The following is a 20,027-nucleotide window of genomic DNA, read 5'->3' on the forward strand; positions in this document are numbered from 1 at the left end:
CCTCCATTACTTCAATGTAAGAAATTCTGCAATTGGGCCAAGTGCTAACATCGGGAAGAATGTTAACGCACCGACAATTACAATCGTTCCGATGAAGATGCCACCAAATAAACCATTATCTGTACGGAACGTTCCGACTGTTTCTGGTACTACCGTCTTCTCTTTCAACGAAGCTGCCACAGCTAACATCGTAATTAAACTGAAATAGCGTCCTAAAAACATAACTAAACCAGTTGTAATATTCCAAAACGGTGTATTATCTGCTAAACCTTCAAATCCAGATCCGTTATTCGCAGCTGACGATGTGTATTCATATACAACTTGCGTTAAACCGTGGAAACCGGAATGTGAGATAGCATCTGTTCCTAAACTTGTTGAAAGAGCTAATGCTGAAAATCCTAAAATAAGCAATGGATGGAATAAAATCGTTACCGCAATTAATTTCATTTCCTTACCTTCAATTTTCTTACCTAAAAACTCCGGTGTCCGTCCAACCATTAAACCAGATATAAATACTGCAATAATGGCATACATAATAATGTTTACAAAACCTGCTCCAACACCGCCATATACTGTGTTTAACATCATATTTACGAGTGGAACTAGACCGCCAATTGGTGTTAATGTATCATGCATCGTATTAACAGCCCCTGTTTCAGCAGCTGTCGTTACTGTTGCGTATAGTGAAGAAAATACAGTTCCGAATCGTACTTCTTTTCCTTCTGTACTTCCTTGTACATGTTCGATACCCATTCCATTTAACGCTGGATTTCCATGTAATTCCGATGTCGTAATCGTTATAAATCCAAGTAAAAACACCATAAATAGTGATACGAATAGGATACGACCTTGTTTTTTATTCCCTATCATTCGTCCGTACGTAAATGGAAGTGCTGTTGGCAATAGCATCATAAGCATCATTTGCAAAATATTACTCATTTGTCCTGGATTTTCAAAAGGATGTGTAGAGTTTGCTCCGAAAAATCCACCGCCGTTATTCCCAAGTTCCTTAATGGAAACAAATGATGCAACTGGCCCGCGTAATATACTTTGCTTTGCCCCATCAATCGTTTGTGCCGTAACTGCACCGTCTAACGTTTGTGGTACACCGAGTGTGACAAAGACTAGCGCCGCAATAAATGCGATAGGAAGAAATACTCTCATTAGTGCTCTCGTAAAATCAACGAAAAAGTTACCGAGTTCTTTTCCAGCGAGCCCTCTTATAAATGCCATAACGAGTGCTAACGTCGTTGCCGGTGCTGCAAACATTAAAAATGTAATTCCGATTAATTGTGATAAATAAGATAAACCATTTTCACCGCTATAATGCTGTAAGTTTGTATCAGCCATAAAACTAATTGCTGTATTAAAGGCAAGCGTAGGCTCCATTCCTTCAATGTGTGCTGGATTTAATGGCAATACTCCTTGTAGTCTAAAAATGAAATATACGACAACAATCATAAATCCATTTAATAAAACTAATGACAATGCGTACTGTTTCCACGTTTGATTGTATTCTTTTACACCCGTAATTTTAAAAATAAGTTTTTCAAAAGGCCCGAATACTTTATCTAGCTTTTGACTACCTTGAAAGGCTTTCTCTAAATATATCCCCATTGGCTTTGCCACAAGAATAAACAACAGCATGGTAATAACAACTGCGACCCAAATCATAATGAATGATTCCCCCTAATTAAAACTTCTCTGGATTTAATAATGCATACACTAAGTACACCGTAATTGCTGCAACAATAACCGATAAGGCAATCATCATGATTGCTTCCCTTCTTTCACAACTTTATCTGACCAACTTGCAAGACTTGCCATCGATGCGACTAACACAACAAAAATCCCGATCATTACAACATCTAACATAACTACCCCTCACTTTTGTTAAAATTTACCATTAAGTTATCAAAAAAAGAACACTAAGCTCTACTTAGTGTTCGAAATGAACAACACAAAGTAAACCTCCTCTCTAAACGCTTACGAGGTTAGCTGTCGGATTCGGGCCTAAAGAGTAGCCCTACTTTCAAAACTGAAAGATTCACCCCAAGTGACGATGCACAAAATTGGTTCCCCCGCTCCATTTCTGGAACTCAGCGATTTTAGGTTTTTTTGGAAATTTTATGAATGATTTATGAGAGTAAATATACTCCTCTATATTTCACTTGTAAAGAGGCAAATTACTGAAAATAAGAAAATATCCGTCTATTTAAACGCTTACATTGAGTATTATTAATATTCTTTCATCTGTTTTCTCGTCTTTTCTTTCTTTTTCACATAAATGATCTTTTAAATACGAAATAAAAAGAGCGAATGACATGAAGTGCATAGCTTGTTGCACTTAGCATTCGCTCTTTTTTATTCACTATTTATTCTCCTCGTAAAAAAGCACGTAAATTTCTCCCGCGAATATAAACTTGTGACAATTCTGCATGTAGTTGCTCATATTCGATAACATCTGTTTTTAAATATAAAGCGTCTTTCGATGGCAATATAATATAGGGCCTTGGAAAAATAGGATCAAGCATCACCAATTCTTGAACTCGCTCTACCGATACCGCCCAACGATTCGCTATATCTCCTAATAACAACACCTTCATCTTCTTCTCCCCCGCCCTATTCAAAAAATAAAAAAGAAATATTATCACAATTTGTAAACACGACAAATGTAGCTCCAATTGTTTCATAGAGCCTCGCTGGATATCGTTTATTCCTTGTAACAACAGTAATAGGTGCTTGAAAAGAAAAGCGAATGTGTTCTGTAAAGAAACTAATAATTGGAAGCTCATCCCCTAGTAAAATCACCTTCTTAATACACTCACAAATACTAGTAAAATCCTGCTCCCTACTACAACTATACGTCCAATCAAACCCACAATTCCTCACTTCAGCCGCTATCTCTTCATTTGCTGTAAAAATAATTAACTCATGTTGAAATGCTACTAAATCTATTAAACTATTTACCTTGCTTTCTTCTCCAACACAAATAAGTGTTAGTTCCATGTACCTCATCCTCCTTAGCATAAAAGAACTCAAACATAGATTGATATTCCCCTATACTAATCAGATCGATGAAGTGATGTATCCATCATGGCACCGTCCTCTCTCAAGACGCTTACGAAGTTAGCTGTCGGATTCGGGCTTTGAGAGTAGCCCTACTTTCAAAATTGAAAGATTCACCCCTAGTGACACTGCACAAATTGGTTCCTCCGCTCCATACAATCGGACTCAGCGTTTACAAAAAAATATATTCTGGCTGATATATTACTCCTGTATTTGGAAAAAGTAAACAGAAAAAAAGCCAGTTATAAAACTGACTTTTTACTTACCTAAGCACGCGTTTTATTCAATTTATATGCAAAATGATTCGTCGGTCCATGACCACTACCAATATTCAATGGCTCTTCAATTGCTATACTAATAAATCGTTTTGCTTCTTGAACTGCCTCTTCAATCGAGTAGCCTTTCGCAAGTCCTGCTGTAACCGCTGAAGCAAATGTGCACCCGCTTCCGTGCGTTTGCTTTGAAGGAATCCGTTCGCTTCTAAATTCGATAAACTCTTCTCCATCAAAGAGTAAGTCAATTACTTCATTACCTTGATATTCTGCATGTCCACCCTTCATAAGCACATATTTCGCACCTAATTCATGCAGTACTTTCGCAGCTTCCTTACTATCTTCAACATCATGAATCTCCATCCCAGTTAACACTTCTGCCTCAGGAACATTCGGTGTTACAACCGTTGCTACTGGTAATAAATATTCTTTTAATGCTTGTACTGCTTCTTGTTGTAATAATGATGCACCACCCTTAGCAATCATAACAGGGTCTAGTACAATATTATTCCAGCCAAACTTCTTTATATGTTCTGCTACAATTTGAATAATTTCACTGCTAAATAACATTCCTAGTTTCACAGCATCTGGTGTTAAATCCGTACCAATTGAATTCAGCTGTTCGATAATCCCTTCTAATGGAACTGGATATACCCCTTGAACGCCAAGCGTGTTTTGAGCAGTAATTGCCGTAATTGCCGTCATTCCGTACACACCAAGCTCTTGGAATGTTTTTAAATCTGCTTGAATGCCGGCACCGCCTCCGCTATCAGATCCGGCAATTGTTAGAGCTTTATTTATTTTCATCCCACTCATCCTTTTCTATCCAAAATAACGATGATAAATTGTTTTTGCTTCGCTTATATCTTTCGTTCCATGTACAAGTACACGACCATCTTTAAAAGCAACTAATCTCTTTTCTTCCACAGAAAATGATAATAAATATGGATTTACATTTAAATCATTCACACAATCATTCAGCAGCTCTTTGTATCGTTCAAAATCCATTTCCTCTTTATGAGGTGGTCTAATTTGAACTGTATTTCTCCCGCATAAAACTGCTGTTTTCGATGTGTTTTCTTTATTTAAATACGGATATAATGCATTCTCTCCGCACGAAGGACAATTGTGTTTACGAAGCTTTTGCACATTCATACATGAATATTCATTCTTCCATACATCAAACGATACAAGTCCATCTCGAAGTGATTCGGAATCTTCCACTAACAGTTTAAGAGCTTCCGTTACTTGATGAGAAACGACGAGAGCTACAGCAGGTGATATAATGCCCGCTGTATCACATGTCGCCCCGCCAAGCGGAATTGATTGTAATAAACATGATAAACATGGCGTTTTACTAGGAAGAATTGTGTAAGAAAGACCGTAACTCCCTACACATGCTCCGTAAATCCATGGAATAGAATATTTTTGTGCTATATCATTTACAATGAAACGCGTTTCGAAATTATCAGTTGCATCAATGATTACATCAACGTTGGTAACAAGCTCTTCTAATTCCTCAGCTGTTACATCTTGAACGAGAGCTTCTACTCTTACTTCACTATTAATCTCTTCTAGACGCTTCTTTGCTGCTACAGCCTTCGGAAGATTATTTTCTACATCACTCTCTGCGTACAATTGCTGCCTTTGTAAATTACTCCAATCGACATAATCCCGGTCTACAATCGTTACTGTACCAACACCTGCTCTTACGAACATCTCTGCATTTGCACTACCTAATGCACCTGCGCCGATAATAAGCACATGCTTTTCTCTTATCTTTTGCTGGCCTTCTTCCCCAATCGGAGAAAATAATTCTTGGCGAGAATATCGATTATTCAACTACGCTCATTCCTTCTAAAGGACTACTTGCTGTTGCACAACGTTTACGTGCAATACGACCTGCTTCAAATCCTAAACGTCCTGCCTCAATACTTAATTTCATTGCAGATGCCATTTTAATAGGATCTTTTGCTCCTGAAACAGCCGTATTTAATAACACACCATCCGCTCCCAATTCCATCGCGAATGCCGCATCAGCTGGGCTACCGATACCAGCGTCAACGATAACTGGTACTGTCGCTTGTTCAATAATAAAGCTTAAATTTAACGGATTTACAATACCAAGCCCTGAACCGATTGGTGATGCTCCTGGCATAATTGCATGCACGCCTAGTTCTTGTAACTTACGTGCTAATACAACGTCATCAGATGTGTACGGAAGTACGATAAATCCTTCTTCTAGTAACATTTCAGATGCCTTTAACGTCTCTACCGGATCAGGTAATAACGTTCTATCATCACCAATAACTTCAACTTTGATCATGTCGCAAAGCCCTGAAGCTTTTGCTAATTTTGCAATACGAACAGCCTCTTCAGCATTTTTTGCTCCAGCTGTATTCGGTAATAACGTATATTTTTTTACATCAAGTTTCTCTAATAAATTAGGCTGCTGTGCATCGAATATATCCATACGACGTACTGCGAACGTTAAAACCTCAGCCTCAGATACATCAATTGCCTTTTGCTGCACATCAAAATCAGGGAATTTTCCTGTTCCTAATAAAAGTCTAGAATGAAATGAAAATGGTCCAATGTTTAACATAATCAACCGCCTCCTACGAAAGTTACAATCTCAATTTGGTCTCCATCAAAAACAGATGTATCTGTATGATCATCTTTTTGTAAAATATCTTTATTACGCTCTACTACAACAATTCTGTTATCTAACTCTAAATGTGTAAGTAACTCAGCTACTGTTTTTACACTCTCTGGCACTTCAATTTGATTACCATTAATTTTTAAATTCAAACTTCCATCTCCTTTCTAAACTGTTTTAGAAAGCAATGAATCTAGCAAGTGATTTTCCTGCTTTCCTTCTATTAAATCAGCCATATACTGACCAGAAACAGGACTTAATAAAATACCGTTTCGATAATGCCCCGTACAAGCATATAAACCTTTTATTTCTTCATGCTCTCCCATATAAGGAGCTTCGTGATTTGATTGTGGCCTTAATCCTGCCCATGTGCTTTCCCACTCTGCTTCTTTTAAAGCCGGCAATATTGTATAAGCACGCTCTAATATAGAAGTAATACTTTCTGGTTGCACAGTTTTATTAAACGTATGAGGCTTCATCGTTGCTCCAATTACGTAACGTCCACCGCGCTTTGGTGCAATGTAAAATCTTTCTTGGAAAATAGGTGCCTTTAAAAGTGGTTTTCTACTTCTTACCGCTACTACTTCTCCTTTAACTGGATATGTACCCCATTCTCGGTGAAAATGCGCTAGTAGCTTCGTGCTCCATGAACCACCCGCAATCACAACTTTTTCGCATGTGATAATACCTTCGCTCGTCATAATTCCAGTCACTTTATTATTTTCAATACGAATATCAAACACTTCTGTCTGTTCATATATATCAGCACCCGAAAATGATGCGGAATGTGCGAAGGCTTTCGTAAGCTCTGGTGCAATAACATGACCATCTTTTGGATAATATACAGCACCTATAATTGACTCAGATAGAAATGGCTCTTTCTCTCGTAAACGATCTCCTGTTAGAAAATAAGAATCTTCACCTGTTTTCTGCTGCCAATCCATAATGTGAAGAATTCTTTCCTTCTCATCTTCATTTTGGGCAATACGATAAATGCCTTTTTCTTCATACCCAATATCGATGCCTGTTTTTTCACGTAAAACTTCTGCAAGTTGTGGAAATATAGCACGGCTTTCTCTAGCAAGTTCAAATAGTGGGTCATATGCATCCCATTCTGCCTGAACCCCAAGTAAACCAGCAGCCGCTTTCGAGGCTTCAGATGCAATTCTTTTCTTCTCTACAATCGCTACTTTATGCCCTCGTTCTGCTAGAAAATGTGCAACTGAACTACCAATTACACCTCCGCCAATTATCGCTACATCATACTTCTTACACATGTTTTTCCGCCCACTTTCTTATTGATTCCTTATAAGATTTCGCTTTGCTATACGGGTTACTACTGCTTATAATCCCAGACATAACAGCAATACCACTGACACCTTTAGTAAGAACATCCCCTGTGTTTTCCGTGGTGATTCCTCCAATTGCTGTAATCGGTATGGATAAACACTTTGCAATGTCTGAAACTTCTTCAAGCCCTCTCGCTGGCACACCTTTTTTACAATCTGTCGGAAATACATGACCATAGACGAGTGAATCCGCTCCATTCTTAAATGCATCGATCGCCTCTTCTAAAGAATGCACAGAATAACCGACATGCAAATAAGAAAACTTTTCTTTCACTGACCTTACATCTGCGCTTCGATATCCTAGCTGCACGCGCGGAATGTTTAATAAAATAGCAATATCAATTCGATCATTTATTACTATCTTCGATGCCGGAAAGCCTTTCTTCAAAAGACCTTCCACACCTTCATACAATTCCTTCGTACTTTTCTCACGCTCACGAATATGCAAATAATCAATCTCACTCTCAATTTGCATTGCTACATTCACTAGCTCTTCGAATGACATGTGACCATTTGAGATTACATGAAGCTCATTTTTCATATTCATTCGCCTACTTTAAAATGTTTTCGAATAATTCCTCAGCCGGAACGATTTCTTTCGTCATTCCTTTATCTTTCAGCCATTTATTTTGTTTCTCCCATGACTCTTTTGAATCTGATAAGAATGGCTCATCTTTCGTTTCCATCTTCTCTAATAAAATTTTCATACTTTCTTTTTCAACTTCTGGTACAAGCGGGAAGTTTTCTTTTTCTTGATGATTTAATAAAATATTTAATGCTTCATCCGGATTTTTCTTCATGAAATCATAGCCTTTTTTCGTACCACGTAAGAAGGCTTGCAACGCTTCTTTATCTTTTTTCAACGTTTTATCACCTGTTACAAATACAAGCTCATGATAGTTTGGTACACCGTAATCAGCTGGATTAAAGTATGCTGGTTCATGACCTTCATGGCGCATAACAGGTACTTCATGGTTAATGTATGCCCCTGTTACCGCATCCACTTTTTTCGTAATTAGTGCCGGTACTAAATCAAAGCCAACATCGACTACTTTCACTGTATCTGGATTACCACCAGCTTCTTTTACCATCGTTTTTAAATACATCTCACTTAAAGGTGTTCCAGAATATCCAACTGTTTTCCCCTCTAAATCTTTTGGCGATTGAATGCCTGCTGATTTCAGCGATACAACATGATTTAATGGCGAACGTACGACAGCTCCAATTGATTTCACTGGAATTTGTTCATTTGCTTTTGCCATGACAACATCTGGCTGATAATATAAGCCAACCGTTACCTTTCCTGCAGCTGCTAAAGTTAATGGATCAGTCGGATTAGAAGGGAATTTAATATTCACCTTTACTCCTTCTTCTTTAAAGTAGCCTTTTTCAATCGCCGCATAAATAAAGCTATGTACCGCATTTGGGTACCAATCAAGCATGACCGTTATTTCTTTTTCTTTTTTATTCTTATCTGATGCCGAATTACTAGAACATCCAGCGATCATTGCAACTAATAATGTAAACACAAAGATGCGTTTTAAAAATTTCATGAATACTTCCTCCAACTAATAAATTTCTTTTCTAAAATCGAAATAAGGACAACAAAGAAAATAGCTAATAATGATAACAATACAATGGGGGCAAATACACCCGCTCCGTCTAATTGCGTCATCATTCTTTTACTGAAATATCCTAGCCCAGCTTGTGCACCGAGCCATTCACCAATTGCCGCCCCAATCACACTAAGCGGAACTGCAATTTTTAAAGCTGAGAAAAAATAAGGAAGAGCAGATGGTAACTTTAATTTAAGAAAAATATCTTTTTTCGTTGCTCCATACGTAACTAAGAGCTCCTCCCATTCTTTTTTTGTACTACGTAGTCCATCATACGTATTGACCGCAATTGGGAAAAACGTAATTAAAACCGTGACAACAACCTTACTCCAGATCGTATATCCAAACCATAAAACGAAGAGCGGAGCAAGCGCTGTAATCGGAATCGTTTGTGAGGCAACTAATAATGGATAAAATGCTCTCTCCATCCAATTACTCGCATTCATTAATATTGCTAGCCCTACCCCAAGTACGATAGAAATAGCTACCCCTATTAAAACGACGTATAATGTTGCCGGCAAATGAACTGTAAATAATATATCTTTTAGTTGCCATATCTTCATTACAATTGCAGACGGTGACGGTAAAATGTACATCTCATCTACAATTCTTGCGCCTATTTCCCACATGACAAGTAAAACACTAGAAAGTGTAAGGGCAGGTAATAGTTCCTTCAACCGGTTCATCATACGAGTACCTGCCTTTGTAACATACTAAGAAGCTCATCTTTAAGCGCTAACACTTCAGGCTTATACAAATCTTTTCTTGTCCGATTACGATCAAGCGGTACAATCCTCTCGGTTAAAGTAGTTATCGGTTGATTTTCTACAACGAAAATTCGATTAGAAAGAAACAATGCTTCTTCCACATCATGAGTGATAAATAAAATTGTTTTTTTCCACTCTTTCCATTGTTCAAACAGCCATTCTTGCAAAGATGCCTTCGTTAACGCATCCAACGCGCTAAACGGTTCATCTAACAGCAATATCTCCCCGCCTGTTAATAAAGTTCGAATAAAAGATACGCGTTGTCTCATACCACCAGATAAATCTTTCGGATATTTTGTCTCATACCCTTGTAAGCCAAATTTATGTAACAGTTCCTTTGCCTTTATTTGTGCTTCTTTCTTCTGTACACCTTGGCACTCTAGCGGCAGGGCAGCATTCTCAATAATCGTTCTCCATGGCAGGAGCATATCTTTTTGGGGCATATACCCTACAGGATGGCTCTTTGTTTCTGTCAGCTCTATCTGTCCCGTACTTGTTTCTTCTAAACCTGTAATAAGGCGAAATAAAGTACTTTTCCCGCATCCACTCGGTCCGATAATACTTACAAACTCTTTATCTTGTATAGAAGCATTTAATTCATTGATGATTGGTTTCTCATCATAATGAAAAGAAACATTATGAAACTGTAGTATGTTCTTGCTCCTCAAATCCCCACATCTCCTTACGATAGGACATATCCCAGAATAAATATTCAAATCGACTGGAATATAGGAAAATCTCCTCTAATCGATCTAGCTCTTTGTCAGACTTTCCAACTGCCATTTCATTTAATAAATCTATTAACCAAATACAAAGGCTACCGTATTCTTCCGAACTATATCCTTGAATCCACTCACCAAAGAACTCATGATCTCTTGCTCCAGGAATATCGTTTAAACGCTTTCCAATTTCCCAGTAGCTCCACATACATGGAAGAAGTGCTGCTATTAATTCCGCAAGCGTGCCATTTTGAGATACAGACATCATGTAATTTGTATAGGCTAAATTTTTAGCAGATGGTTTTGCAGATTCTATCTCCTCTATAGAAATACCAAGTCTTTTTGCATATTGTTTATGGATTGTCATTTCTCCATTTAATATGCCATCAATTTGTTCAGCAAATTTCCCCATTACTTGTGGATTCGTTGCTTTTACAACACCAATCGCATATAGCTTTGCATAATCTAACAAATATAAATAATCTTGAATAATATAATACTGAAACTTATCTTTTTCTAACGTGCCATCTCCCATACCTACTACAAACGGGTGATTATGACTCATCTCCCAAACTGGTTGTACAGTTTCTAATAATCTATCGCAAAATTTCATTTCTCTATCCCCTTTCAATTTATATATCTAAATAAAAAACCACTTCTAAATAAGAAGTGGTTACAGCAAATAAAATTATAATTTATTCGTTGCTCCACTTCCCTTCGCTAGTATTACCTAGATCAGGTCTGTAAGGGTTAAGGATTATTCCTCTCTCAGCACAACAAGCACCCCTAGTGGTTTCAATATGAAATTTTCAAATAAAAAAGCCCCGTTTCTATACGCAAAGAAACGGGGACTCATTATTAGTGTCCGAATTGCTTCCCTACGCTAGCATAATCTAGATCAGGTAATGAAAAGGATCAAAGGCTTACGGCCTACTCTCAGCTGGCAACACCAGCTCTCCTAGCAAACTATGAAATTATCACTGTCAGTATAACATCGTAATAAGACATCATCAACTATTTTAATTTTCTCAATTGTCAACAAAATAACAGAACTATATAATACTTATATTCTATCTTAGAAATTATTATCCTAATTAATTGGATAAAAAGGAATCATTATCCTCAAAAAATTTATTTTTATATTGATTTCATATTACATTTATGTGAATACACCCACTATATTATATCTTTATACTATAATAAAATTACAACTATACAACTAGAGGAGGTCTCTATTATATGAATATGAAAGCTACTGCTTTAACAGCAACTACTGTCGCAATTGCCTCTTTACTTCCTTCTATGGGAGAAACAAATGTACAAACAGCCAACGCTGAACAATTATCTAATGTGAAAACTGGATATGTAAAAGTCGATCAAGTAGCCTTACATACAAAAGATAACGCAAATAGCTCATCAATTGATACAATCCGCTTTAATACGAAAGTGAACATACTTGAAACAACTAATGGCTGGTATAAAGTATCTGTTAATAATAAAGTAGGTTACGTACAAAAAGATGCTATTCTACTAAAAAACAAACTTCAATCTAATAATCAATACATCGTTAATGCCAATGCATTAAACGTTCGTTCTGAACCTAATTTAGAATCTTCAATTTTAGATGTATTACCAAATGGGAAATTCGTTACCATTCAAGAAGAACAAGGTGATTGGTATAAAATTTTACATAATGGCAAAACAGGTTACGTACAAAAGGCATTCGTGTCTAATGGTTCACAGCCTTTAGTAAAAGGCATCACAGTTCAAAATAATACGAAATACACAGTTGCAACACCTAAACTTAATGTACGTAGCAACGCTAGTACAAGTAGCGCACTACTTGGCTCATTACAAAATGGTACACAAATACAAGTAGTGGAAACTGTAGGAACTTGGTATAAAATTCGTTTTGGCACAGGATACGGATATGTGGCAAAACATTATGTGGTGCAAAATCAAACGCAAACGCAATCACAAGCTCAAACAGCTCAACCTACTTCAATTCCAGCAGTTTTTAAATTCCCTACTCAAGGAAGAGTTAGCTCAACCTTTGATATGCGCTGGGAACAAATGCATTATGGTATAGATATTGCAGCTCAGGGTAATGTCTCTATCCAGGCGGCGGCTGCAGGTAAAGTTGTGAAATCATATTATTCAGCTAGCTATGGCAATGTTGTGTTCATCGCCCATCAAATAAACGGGAAATTATATACGACAGTCTATGCTCACATGAAAGATCGCACTGTACAAGCTGGTGATCAAGTACAAGCTGGACAATTAGTAGGTCATATGGGAAACACAGGTCATTCATACGGGCAACATCTTCATTTTGAATTACACAATGGAGAGTGGAATTTTGAAAAAACAAATGCAGTAAACCCACTGCCATATTTAGTTAGGTAAATTGTATGCCACGCAATATCAATATATCTCTCTTAATTGAATACTTAGCCTTTTTAGGTTTAATTTTTTGTTTAATCATTTACAATACAAATACTGTATTTTTATCTATTATCATTGCTTTTGTTACTTTAGAAATTATGATGGAAGCCTTTCAAGTACAACTAAAACAAAAAATTGCCCATATTTATAATGCCGTCTTTCTATTAAGTGCCCTAATAACAAATATTATTAGTAATGGTTTTTATTTAACTACCGTATTTCCCGTATGCTTTATGGCTGTTTTATTATTCATAGCTAGGTACATTCATGTCCCTAATAACAAAAAACACGAACAAGAAGCTTAGAAAGAGGAGACACTGTGTACCAATCTTTCAAAGATAATCCGCTAAAATATATATTGAATTTATATAAAAAAACAAATACTTTTTTTGGTATACAAGGAAGCTATACGGCACAATTTCTCCTTTATGGAATGTTATTTCTCGTCTTAATTGCGTTCTCCTTACTTTACTAACAAAAAAAGGATCTCACATAAACTTGAGATCCTTTTTAATTTATATAGAAAATGCTCTTTTATCCGCAAGCATATTTTTCATAAATAAAACTAAGATTATATTTTTTCTCTAAGCTCATTCTTTGTTCATCATCGCACCAATAGAACAGAATATCATGAATTGTTGCATAACGCTTATTTTTAAGAAATAGTTTAAAGAATGATGGTAAACAATCATGTAATTGTATAAATATATAATTGCGTAATATTTCTTCTTTATATTCAATTCCCTTGCAAATATACAATAATTCTTCACAATAATATGCATGTTGTGGAACTTGAATCATTTCGAAAAATGGCACATATGATAATAACTTTCCGATAAAATGATCATATCGATCCATTATTCCTATCGTCATATGCTCCATCATTTCTTTCATTACATATAAATAATCATCTACATGAGTAGTTTTCAATGGGTCTAATCGATCTGAAATTTGAGAAAGTACAGCTCTTTGACAAGCTAACACCGCTTGACTAGGTCCATAATATGATAAGAAGTCTGTACACTTACGATATTTTCGTAATAAGTCATGTGTATATAAATCATACACGAAAGTATTACAATACATAGCTAGACTCATCATATCACTATTTAATTGCTCTTTTGATAGGAACTTAGCTCTCTTACACATATAAAAGAATGTAAATTCTAATACTTCTTTATGGGATAATAGATGTTTACAGTCTGTTATACATTTCTCATTAAATTTAACTCTATCCCAGATTTCTACATCCCCATCAGTTAATTCACCAATACGATATTTGATAATTAAATAGTTTAAAGCAACCGCTTGCGTCAAAAGATCCCATGTTTCATATTCCAATGAAGTGTGAACAAACTCAGCTAATCCTTGAGTTATCATAAAAGTATTTGCTTCTTCATACCAACCAATCTCTTGGCATAAGCGAAGAATACGTACTAAAGTTGGAATTTCATCTTTATGAAACTGCGGTAAATTCTTTGTTTTATTCATTCCATATACGATAAATGCCGCTAAATTTTCTTCTTTATAAAATTCTTTTTCTTTCCACACTAATATAGTTCGTTCTTTCCCTTCACCTTTTGGATGACAAGGTACAAGCAAAGAAAATAATTCAGCGAAATTATTTGGTTCTATATATGTATCTGTAACCAAATTCCAATTTGGATCGCGCTGTACAGCCCTCATATAATTCCCCCTCCCTTTTGTCTACATAGGAAATATTAATCCATTATTACATCACTAACAATGAATATTGTTATATTCAAAATCTTTCATAATACTTATATCTATCAGTATATCATTTTTTCTCTTATTTAAAATTAGGAATGACAAATTTAAATAAACTGTCGAAATTACTAACTGTATACTTATTATATAATGTCTCAGATACATCATGCTAACATATTAGTTTAATTCTATATACTAGAATAATGCATCTGATTTTTATACGTAACTTACCCCACTAATTAAAATCTTTCTTCATTCCGTATGCTCCGAGATTTCACTTAAAGCAAATCCAGCTTGATCATCTGCCGATTCTCTTATAGCTAAATCACCTAGTGCTAGCATCCCAACGAGTTGACCACTCTCAACTACTGGTAATCGTCTAATTTGATACTGTGCCATTAACTCTGTGGCTTTTTCAATAGAATCATCTGGAGAAACTGAAACAATGTTTGTTGTCATTACATTTGTAATTTTATTAGATCCAGGATGTTTCTCAGCAATCCCTCGAACAACTAAATCTCGGTCCGTAACAAGCCCAACAACTTGCTCATTTTCAACAACCGGAATCAATCCAATCGATTCTTCTTTCATCTTTACAGCAGCCTCATATACATTGTCTAGCGGTGTACAATGTACAATATGAGTACTCATACAGTCTCTCACTCGTGTCATTTTTGTCTCCTCCTTTTTATACATACCATAGCTTTTCCTAAATTCCTTTATTTATTTCAGGAAAATCAGTTGATAAAGGAGGATTAACGCACAATAAAAAAGAGTCAGCATATTGCTGACTCTTTTTTTTATGACCCGTACGGGATTCGAACCCGTGTTACCGCCGTGAAAGGGCGGTGTCTTAACCACTTGACCAACGGGCCATGGCTCCGCAGGTAGGACTCGAACCTACGACCGATCGGTTAACAGCCGATAGCTCTACCACTGAGCTACTGCGGAATAATATATATGGTGGGCCTAAATGGACTCGAACCATCGACCTCACGCTTATCAGGCGTGCGCTCTAACCAGCTGAGCTATAGGCCCATATACTTTTACAGGGGCAGTAGGAATCGAACCCACACTGGAGGTTTTGGAGACCTCAGTTCTACCTTTAAACTATGCCCCTAAAGGATGCCGGCTAGAGGACTTGAACCCCCAACCTACTGATTACAAGTCAGTTGCTCTACCAATTGAGCTAAGCCGGCATAAAAAAAATGGTGGCTCGGGACGGAATCGAACCGCCGACACGAGGATTTTCAGTCCTCTGCTCTACCGACTGAGCTACCGAGCCAACATAAATGGCGGTCCCGACCGGGGTCGAACCGGCGATCTCCTGCGTGACAGGCAGGCATGTTAACCACTACACCACGGGACCATTTGGTTGCGGGGACAGGATTTGAACCTGCGACCTTCGGGTTATGAGCCCGACGAGCTACCGTGCTGCTCCACCCCGCGACAATATAATGTTTTTTAAAAAATGGAGGAGGTAGAGGGATTCGAACCCCCGCGCGACTCTCGCCGCCTGTCGGTTTTCAAGACCGATCCCTTCAGCCGAACTTGGGTATACCTCCATGAAGGAAAAAATAAAATTTTATTATTATATGTATCTAAACCATTTAAAAAGAAAATGGAGGAGGTAGAGGGATTCGAACCCCCGCGCGATTCTCACCGCCTGTCGGTTTTCAAGACCGATCCCTTCAGCCGAACTTGGGTATACCTCCGAGACATATAATAAATAAAGTGGAGCCTAGCGGGATCGAACCGCTGACCTCCTGCGTGCAAGGCAGGCGCTCTCCCAGCTGAGCTAAGGCCCCATGTTTTTGGGAATATCGGGAAGACAGGATTTGAACCTGCGACCCCCTGGTCCCAAACCAGGTGCTCTACCAAGCTGAGCCACTTCCCGTTAATAAAAGCGCGCCCGAGAGGAGTCGAACCCCTAACCTCTTGATCCGTAGTCAAACGCTCTATCCAATTGAGCTACGGGCGCATATGGTGCCGAGGGCGGGGGTCGAACCCGCACGGTGGTCACCCACCGCAGGATTTTAAGTCCTGTGCGTCTGCCTGTTCCGCCACCCCGGCATGTCATATTGAAAATTGGAGCGGAAGACGGGATTCGAACCCGCGACCCCAACCTTGGCAAGGTTGTATTCTACCACTGAACTACTTCCGCAAGACATGTTTGAGTTATTTCATTAAAAGTGCGGGTGAAGGGAGTCGAACCCCCACGCCAAAGGCGCTAGATCCTAAGTCTAGTGCGTCTGCCAATTCCGCCACACCCGCATATTTGATTAAAATGGTGAGCCATGAAGGATTCGAACCTTCGACCCTCTGATTAAAAGTCAGATGCTCTACCAACTGAGCTAATGGCTCTTAATGGCTGGGCTAGCTGGATTCGAACCAGCGCATGACGGAGTCAAAGTCCGTTGCCTTACCGCTTGGCTATAGCCCATTAATTAAGAATGGTGGAGGGGGGCAGATTCGAACTGCCGAACCCGAAGGAGCGGATTTACAGTCCGCCGCGTTTAGCCACTTCGCTACCCCTCCGACATATATGGTGGAGGATGACGGGATCGAACCGCCGACCCCCTGCTTGTAAGGCAGGTGCTCTCCCAGCTGAGCTAATCCTCCATTTTGCCTGGCAACGTCCTACTCTCACAGGGACAAGGTCCCAACTACCATCGGCGCTAGAGAGCTTAACTTCCGTGTTCGGTATGGGAACGGGTGTGACCTCTCTGCCATCATTACCAGACTGTATTCATTTAAGACAAGAATCATTTTAACTTATTTTACTTTTAAAGTCAACAAGTTTTTTTATATTCTTTCAAAACTAGATAACATTGCTTCATATTATATGGTTAAGTCCTCGATCTATTAGTATTCGTCAGCTCCACATGTCACCATGCTTCCACCTCGAACCTATCAACCTGATCATCTTTCAGGGATCTTACTAGCTTACGCTATGGGAAATCTCATCTTGAGGGGGGCTTCATGCTTAGATGCTTTCAGCACTTATCCCTTCCGCACATAGCTACCCAGCTATGCCCTTGGCAGAACAACTGGTACACCAGCGGTGCGTCCATCCCGGTCCTCTCGTACTAAGGACAGCTCCTCTCAAATTTCCTACGCCCACGACGGATAGGGACCGAACTGTCTCACGACGTTCTGAACCCAGCTCGCGTACCGCTTTAATGGGCGAACAGCCCAACCCTTGGGACCGACTACAGCCCCAGGATGCGATGAGCCGACATCGAGGTGCCAAACCTCCCCGTCGATGTGGACTCTTGGGGGAGATAAGCCTGTTATCCCCGGGGTAGCTTTTATCCGTTGAGCGATGGCCCTTCCATGCGGAACCACCGGATCACTAAGCCCGACTTTCGTCCCTGCTCGACTTGTAGGTCTCGCAGTCAAGCTCCCTTATGCCTTTGCACTCTACGAATGATTTCCAACCATTCTGAGGGAACCTTTGGGCGCCTCCGTTACACTTTAGGAGGCGACCGCCCCAGTCAAACTGCCCACCTGACACTGTCTCCCGGGTCGATAAGACCCGTAGGTTAGAATTTCAATACAGTCAGGGCGGTATCCCACCAGCGCCTCCACCGAAGCTAGCGCTCCGGTTTCAATGGCTCCCGCCTATCCTGTACAAACTGTACCAAAATTCAATATCAGGCTACAGTAAAGCTCCACGGGGTCTTTCCGTCCTGTCGCGGGTAACCTGCATCTTCACAGGTACTATAATTTCACCGAGTCTCTGGTTGAGACAGTGCCCAAATCGTTACACCTTTCGTGCGGGTCGGAACTTACCCGACAAGGAATTTCGCTACCTTAGGACCGTTATAGTTACGGCCGCCGTTTACTGGGGCTTCAGTTCAGAGCTTCGCTTACGCTAACCCCTCTCCTTAACCTTCCAGCACCGGGCAGGTGTCAGCCCCTATACTTCGCCTTACGGCTTCGCAGAGACCTGTGTTTTTGCTAAACAGTCGCTTGGGCCTATTCACTGCGGCTTTCCGTTAAGAAAGCACCCCTTCTCCCGAAGTTACGGGGTCATTTTGCCGAGTTCCTTAACCAGAGTTCTCTCGCACACCTTAGGATTCTCTCCTCGCCTACCTGTGTCGGTTTGCGGTACAGGCACCTTTTATCTCGCTAGAAGCTTTTCTTGGCAGCGGGGAATCAAAGACTTCGCTCCATAAGGAGCTTCCCCATCACAGCTCAGCCTTCACGATAAGCGGATTTGCCTACTTATCAGCCTAACTGCTTGGACGTGCACAACCAATCGCACGCTTCTTCTATCCTTCTGCGTCCCTCCATTGCTCAAACGATAAAGAGGTGGTACAGGAATATCAACCTGTTGTCCATCGCCTACGCCTGTCGGCCTCGGCTTAGGTCCTGACTAACCCTGAGCGGACGAGCCTTCCTCAGGAAACCTTAGGCATTCGGTGGACGGGATTCTCACCCGTCTTTCGCTACTCATACCGGCATTCTCACTTCTAAGCGCTCCACCAGTCCTTCCGGTCTGACTTCACTGCACTTAGAACGCTCCCCTACCACTGATACCATTGGTATCAATTCGCAGCTTCGGTGGTGTATTTAGCCCCGGTACATTTTCGGCGCAGAGTCACTCGACTAGTGAGCTATTACGCACTCTTTAAATGGTGGCTGCTTCTAAGCCAACATCCTAGTTGTCTAAGCAACTCCACATCCTTTTCCACTTAATACACACTTTGGGACCTTAGCTGGCGATCTGGGCTGTTTCCCTCTTGACTACGGATCTTATCACTCGCAGTCTGACTCCTAAGGATAAGTCATTGGCATTCGGAGTTTGACTGAATTCGGTAATCCGATGAGGACCCCTAGTTCAATCAGTGCTCTACCTCCAAGACTCTTACACTTAAGGCTAGCCCTAAAGCTATTTCGGGGAGAACCAGCTATCTCCAGGTTCGATTGGAATTTCTCCGCTACCCACACCTCATCCCCGCACTTTTCAACGTGCGTGGGTTCGGGCCTCCATTCAGTGTTACCTGAACTTCACCCTGGACATGGGTAGATCACCTGGTTTCGGGTCTACGACCACGTACTAAACGCCCTATTCAGACTCGCTTTCGCTGCGGCTCCGTCTCTTCAACTTAACCTTGCACGGGATCGTAACTCGCCGGTTCATTCTACAAAAGGCACGCCATCACCCATTAACGGGCTCTGACTATTTGTAGGCACACGGTTTCAGGATCTCTTTCACTCCCCTTCCGGGGTGCTTTTCACCTTTCCCTCACGGTACTGGTTCACTATCGATCACTAGGGAGTATTTAGCCTTGGGAGATGGTCCTCCCAGATTCCGACGGAATTTCACGTGTTCCGCCGTACTCAGGATACATTCAAGAGAGAACGAAGTTTCGACTACGGGGTTGTTACCCTCTA

At 39.7% G+C, this 20,027-nt stretch carries 19 protein-coding genes, 20 tRNA genes, 2 rRNA genes and 4 riboswitches (1 of these 45 running past the window's edge); of the genes, 2 read left to right on the forward strand and 39 right to left on the reverse strand.

What is annotated here, in order from left to right; translation table 11 throughout:
- Nucleotides 1-6 precede the first annotated feature (6 nt).
- The 15 genes from kdpA to tenA form a co-directional block, all read right to left on the reverse strand.
- On the reverse strand, nucleotides 7-1,674 hold the full coding sequence (gene kdpA / locus QCI44_RS24420; RefSeq protein WP_353811485.1) for a potassium-transporting ATPase subunit KdpA: 1,668 nt from the start codon (nucleotides 1,672-1,674) through the stop codon (nucleotides 7-9).
- Nucleotides 1,675-1,693: 19 nt separating this feature from the next.
- Nucleotides 1,694-1,774, reverse strand: a complete 81-nt coding sequence (gene kdpF / locus QCI44_RS24425; RefSeq protein WP_000972378.1) for a K(+)-transporting ATPase subunit F — start codon at nucleotides 1,772-1,774, stop codon at nucleotides 1,694-1,696.
- Entirely contained in the window at nucleotides 1,771-1,875 is a 105-nt protein-coding gene (locus QCI44_RS24430) for a SipW-dependent-type signal peptide-containing protein (protein ID WP_000887889.1), read from the reverse strand. The genes kdpF and QCI44_RS24430 overlap by 4 nt, the downstream gene beginning before the upstream one ends.
- Before the next feature lie 94 nt (nucleotides 1,876-1,969).
- Nucleotides 1,970-2,115: riboswitch (cyclic di-AMP (ydaO/yuaA leader) on the reverse strand.
- A gap of 260 nt (nucleotides 2,116-2,375) precedes the next feature.
- Nucleotides 2,376-2,606, reverse strand: a complete 231-nt coding sequence (locus QCI44_RS24435; protein WP_000866307.1) for a hypothetical protein — start codon at nucleotides 2,604-2,606, stop codon at nucleotides 2,376-2,378.
- 16 nt (nucleotides 2,607-2,622) lie between these two features.
- Complete coding sequence (locus QCI44_RS24440) at nucleotides 2,623-3,009, reverse strand: hypothetical protein (RefSeq protein ID WP_016133651.1); 387 nt, start codon at nucleotides 3,007-3,009, stop codon at nucleotides 2,623-2,625.
- 93 nt (nucleotides 3,010-3,102) lie between these two features.
- A riboswitch (cyclic di-AMP (ydaO/yuaA leader) is annotated at nucleotides 3,103-3,250 on the reverse strand.
- Between the two features lie 85 nt (nucleotides 3,251-3,335).
- A complete protein-coding gene (gene thiD, locus QCI44_RS24445; protein WP_142291957.1) occupies nucleotides 3,336-4,157 on the reverse strand; it encodes a bifunctional hydroxymethylpyrimidine kinase/phosphomethylpyrimidine kinase in 822 nt (273 codons plus the stop codon).
- 6 nt (nucleotides 4,158-4,163) lie between these two features.
- Nucleotides 4,164-5,183, reverse strand: coding sequence for a thiazole biosynthesis adenylyltransferase ThiF (gene thiF, locus QCI44_RS24450; RefSeq protein WP_016133649.1), 1,020 nt, complete (start codon nucleotides 5,181-5,183; stop codon nucleotides 4,164-4,166).
- The gene (gene thiG, locus QCI44_RS24455; RefSeq protein ID WP_016089255.1) at nucleotides 5,176-5,946 is read right to left on the reverse strand and encodes a thiazole synthase; all 771 of its coding nucleotides are present in this window, start codon (nucleotides 5,944-5,946) and stop codon (nucleotides 5,176-5,178) included. Before thiG ends, thiF begins: the two co-directional genes overlap by 8 nt.
- A 2-nt stretch (nucleotides 5,947-5,948) precedes the next feature.
- A complete protein-coding gene (thiS, locus tag QCI44_RS24460; RefSeq protein ID WP_001049505.1) occupies nucleotides 5,949-6,152 on the reverse strand; it encodes a sulfur carrier protein ThiS in 204 nt (67 codons plus the stop codon).
- 15 nt (nucleotides 6,153-6,167) lie between these two features.
- Nucleotides 6,168-7,277, reverse strand: coding sequence for a glycine oxidase ThiO (gene thiO / locus QCI44_RS24465; RefSeq protein WP_016133648.1), 1,110 nt, complete (start codon nucleotides 7,275-7,277; stop codon nucleotides 6,168-6,170).
- Nucleotides 7,270-7,890 carry a thiazole tautomerase TenI gene (gene tenI, locus QCI44_RS24470; protein WP_016133647.1) on the reverse strand — a complete coding sequence of 207 codons (621 nt, stop codon included), beginning with the start codon at nucleotides 7,888-7,890 and terminating at the stop codon, nucleotides 7,270-7,272. Before tenI ends, thiO begins: the two co-directional genes overlap by 8 nt.
- 10 nt (nucleotides 7,891-7,900) lie before the next feature.
- Nucleotides 7,901-8,902 carry an ABC transporter substrate-binding protein gene (locus QCI44_RS24475; protein WP_016089259.1) on the reverse strand — a complete coding sequence of 334 codons (1,002 nt, stop codon included), beginning with the start codon at nucleotides 8,900-8,902 and terminating at the stop codon, nucleotides 7,901-7,903.
- On the reverse strand, nucleotides 8,899-9,651 hold the full coding sequence (locus QCI44_RS24480) for an ABC transporter permease (RefSeq protein WP_016133646.1): 753 nt from the start codon (nucleotides 9,649-9,651) through the stop codon (nucleotides 8,899-8,901). The genes QCI44_RS24475 and QCI44_RS24480 overlap by 4 nt, the downstream gene beginning before the upstream one ends.
- The gene (locus QCI44_RS24485; protein ID WP_016133645.1) at nucleotides 9,651-10,400 is read right to left on the reverse strand and encodes an ABC transporter ATP-binding protein; all 750 of its coding nucleotides are present in this window, start codon (nucleotides 10,398-10,400) and stop codon (nucleotides 9,651-9,653) included. The genes QCI44_RS24480 and QCI44_RS24485 overlap by 1 nt, the downstream gene beginning before the upstream one ends.
- Nucleotides 10,369-11,064, reverse strand: coding sequence for a thiaminase II (tenA, locus tag QCI44_RS24490; RefSeq protein ID WP_000666832.1), 696 nt, complete (start codon nucleotides 11,062-11,064; stop codon nucleotides 10,369-10,371). Before tenA ends, QCI44_RS24485 begins: the two co-directional genes overlap by 32 nt.
- An 82-nt stretch (nucleotides 11,065-11,146) precedes the next feature.
- Nucleotides 11,147-11,249, reverse strand: a riboswitch (TPP riboswitch).
- A gap of 60 nt (nucleotides 11,250-11,309) precedes the next feature.
- Nucleotides 11,310-11,421, reverse strand: a riboswitch (TPP riboswitch).
- A gap of 269 nt (nucleotides 11,422-11,690) precedes the next feature.
- Between tenA and QCI44_RS24495 the strand changes: the two genes are divergently transcribed.
- Nucleotides 11,691-12,857 carry an SH3 domain-containing protein gene (locus QCI44_RS24495; protein WP_016133644.1) on the forward strand — a complete coding sequence of 389 codons (1,167 nt, stop codon included), beginning with the start codon at nucleotides 11,691-11,693 and terminating at the stop codon, nucleotides 12,855-12,857.
- Between the two features lie 5 nt (nucleotides 12,858-12,862).
- Nucleotides 12,863-13,201, forward strand: coding sequence for a hypothetical protein (locus tag QCI44_RS24500; protein ID WP_016133643.1), 339 nt, complete (start codon nucleotides 12,863-12,865; stop codon nucleotides 13,199-13,201).
- A gap of 229 nt (nucleotides 13,202-13,430) precedes the next feature.
- Here the strand turns inward: QCI44_RS24500 and QCI44_RS24505 are convergent, their stop codons facing one another.
- The 24 genes from QCI44_RS24505 to QCI44_RS24620 all read right to left on the reverse strand — a co-directional run.
- Nucleotides 13,431-14,582, reverse strand: a complete 1,152-nt coding sequence (locus QCI44_RS24505) for a DUF3965 domain-containing protein (protein WP_016133642.1) — start codon at nucleotides 14,580-14,582, stop codon at nucleotides 13,431-13,433.
- 294 nt (nucleotides 14,583-14,876) lie between these two features.
- Nucleotides 14,877-15,296 (reverse strand): CBS domain-containing protein, encoded by a 420-nt coding sequence (locus QCI44_RS24510; protein ID WP_016089265.1) that lies wholly within the window; start codon nucleotides 15,294-15,296, stop codon nucleotides 14,877-14,879.
- A 131-nt stretch (nucleotides 15,297-15,427) separates the two neighbouring features.
- Nucleotides 15,428-15,499, reverse strand: a tRNA-Glu gene (locus QCI44_RS24515).
- A gap of 1 nt (nucleotide 15,500) precedes the next feature.
- Nucleotides 15,501-15,575: transfer RNA gene (locus QCI44_RS24520), tRNA-Asn, on the reverse strand.
- Nucleotides 15,576-15,585: 10 nt separating this feature from the next.
- Nucleotides 15,586-15,662, reverse strand: a tRNA-Ile gene (locus QCI44_RS24525).
- Between the two features lie 11 nt (nucleotides 15,663-15,673).
- Nucleotides 15,674-15,744: transfer RNA gene (locus tag QCI44_RS24530), tRNA-Trp, on the reverse strand.
- Nucleotides 15,745-15,750: 6 nt separating this feature from the next.
- Nucleotides 15,751-15,823: transfer RNA gene (locus QCI44_RS24535), tRNA-Thr, on the reverse strand.
- Between the two features lie 10 nt (nucleotides 15,824-15,833).
- A tRNA-Phe gene (locus QCI44_RS24540) sits at nucleotides 15,834-15,909 on the reverse strand.
- Between the two features lie 8 nt (nucleotides 15,910-15,917).
- A tRNA-Asp gene (locus QCI44_RS24545) sits at nucleotides 15,918-15,993 on the reverse strand.
- Between the two features lie 3 nt (nucleotides 15,994-15,996).
- Nucleotides 15,997-16,073 (reverse strand) — tRNA-Met (locus tag QCI44_RS24550).
- 23 nt (nucleotides 16,074-16,096) lie between these two features.
- Nucleotides 16,097-16,189, reverse strand: a tRNA-Ser gene (locus tag QCI44_RS24555).
- Between the two features lie 57 nt (nucleotides 16,190-16,246).
- Nucleotides 16,247-16,339: transfer RNA gene (locus QCI44_RS24560), tRNA-Ser, on the reverse strand.
- A 20-nt stretch (nucleotides 16,340-16,359) separates the two neighbouring features.
- Nucleotides 16,360-16,432 (reverse strand) — tRNA-Ala (locus tag QCI44_RS24565).
- 15 nt (nucleotides 16,433-16,447) lie between these two features.
- Nucleotides 16,448-16,521, reverse strand: a tRNA-Pro gene (locus tag QCI44_RS24570).
- A 10-nt stretch (nucleotides 16,522-16,531) separates the two neighbouring features.
- Nucleotides 16,532-16,605 (reverse strand) — tRNA-Arg (locus QCI44_RS24575).
- Nucleotides 16,606-16,608: 3 nt separating this feature from the next.
- A tRNA-Leu gene (locus QCI44_RS24580) sits at nucleotides 16,609-16,697 on the reverse strand.
- Nucleotides 16,698-16,713: 16 nt separating this feature from the next.
- Nucleotides 16,714-16,788, reverse strand: a tRNA-Gly gene (locus tag QCI44_RS24585).
- 29 nt (nucleotides 16,789-16,817) lie between these two features.
- Nucleotides 16,818-16,898, reverse strand: a tRNA-Leu gene (locus QCI44_RS24590).
- A gap of 14 nt (nucleotides 16,899-16,912) precedes the next feature.
- A tRNA-Lys gene (locus QCI44_RS24595) sits at nucleotides 16,913-16,988 on the reverse strand.
- 4 nt (nucleotides 16,989-16,992) lie between these two features.
- Nucleotides 16,993-17,067, reverse strand: a tRNA-Gln gene (locus tag QCI44_RS24600).
- Nucleotides 17,068-17,078: 11 nt separating this feature from the next.
- A tRNA-Tyr gene (locus QCI44_RS24605) sits at nucleotides 17,079-17,162 on the reverse strand.
- An 8-nt stretch (nucleotides 17,163-17,170) separates the two neighbouring features.
- Nucleotides 17,171-17,246 (reverse strand) — tRNA-Val (locus tag QCI44_RS24610).
- Between the two features lie 5 nt (nucleotides 17,247-17,251).
- Nucleotides 17,252-17,367: ribosomal RNA gene (gene rrf / locus QCI44_RS24615) — 5S ribosomal RNA — on the reverse strand.
- Nucleotides 17,368-17,469: 102 nt separating this feature from the next.
- Nucleotides 17,470-20,027 (reverse strand): 23S ribosomal RNA (locus QCI44_RS24620) (it continues 364 nt past the right edge of the window).

The organism is Bacillus cereus group sp. RP37, assembly GCF_040459695.1.
Lineage (GTDB): Bacteria > Bacillota > Bacilli > Bacillales > Bacillaceae_G > Bacillus_A.

Coding starts and splice junctions, on each gene's coding strand:
- kdpA (WP_353811485.1), bottom strand. CDS start 1,674: ATGATTTGGGTCGCAGTTGTTATTACCATGCTGTTGTTTATTCTTGTG.
- kdpF (WP_000972378.1), bottom strand. CDS start 1,774: ATGATGATTGCCTTATCGGTTATTGTTGCAGCAATTACGGTGTACTTA.
- QCI44_RS24430 (WP_000887889.1), bottom strand. CDS start 1,875: ATGTTAGATGTTGTAATGATCGGGATTTTTGTTGTGTTAGTCGCATCG.
- QCI44_RS24435 (WP_000866307.1), bottom strand. CDS start 2,606: ATGAAGGTGTTGTTATTAGGAGATATAGCGAATCGTTGGGCGGTATCG.
- QCI44_RS24440 (WP_016133651.1), bottom strand. CDS start 3,009: ATGGAACTAACACTTATTTGTGTTGGAGAAGAAAGCAAGGTAAATAGT.
- thiD (WP_142291957.1), bottom strand. CDS start 4,157: ATGAGTGGGATGAAAATAAATAAAGCTCTAACAATTGCCGGATCTGAT.
- thiG (WP_016089255.1), bottom strand. CDS start 5,946: ATGTTAAACATTGGACCATTTTCATTTCATTCTAGACTTTTATTAGGA.
- thiO (WP_016133648.1), bottom strand. CDS start 7,277: ATGTGTAAGAAGTATGATGTAGCGATAATTGGCGGAGGTGTAATTGGT.
- tenI (WP_016133647.1), bottom strand. CDS start 7,890: ATGAAAAATGAGCTTCATGTAATCTCAAATGGTCACATGTCATTCGAA.
- QCI44_RS24475 (WP_016089259.1), bottom strand. CDS start 8,902: ATGAAATTTTTAAAACGCATCTTTGTGTTTACATTATTAGTTGCAATG.
- QCI44_RS24480 (WP_016133646.1), bottom strand. CDS start 9,651: ATGAACCGGTTGAAGGAACTATTACCTGCCCTTACACTTTCTAGTGTT.
- tenA (WP_000666832.1), bottom strand. CDS start 11,064: ATGAAATTTTGCGATAGATTATTAGAAACTGTACAACCAGTTTGGGAG.
- QCI44_RS24495 (WP_016133644.1), top strand. CDS start 11,691: ATGAATATGAAAGCTACTGCTTTAACAGCAACTACTGTCGCAATTGCC.
- QCI44_RS24500 (WP_016133643.1), top strand. CDS start 12,863: ATGCCACGCAATATCAATATATCTCTCTTAATTGAATACTTAGCCTTT.
- QCI44_RS24505 (WP_016133642.1), bottom strand. CDS start 14,582: ATGAGGGCTGTACAGCGCGATCCAAATTGGAATTTGGTTACAGATACA.
- QCI44_RS24510 (WP_016089265.1), bottom strand. CDS start 15,296: ATGACACGAGTGAGAGACTGTATGAGTACTCATATTGTACATTGTACA.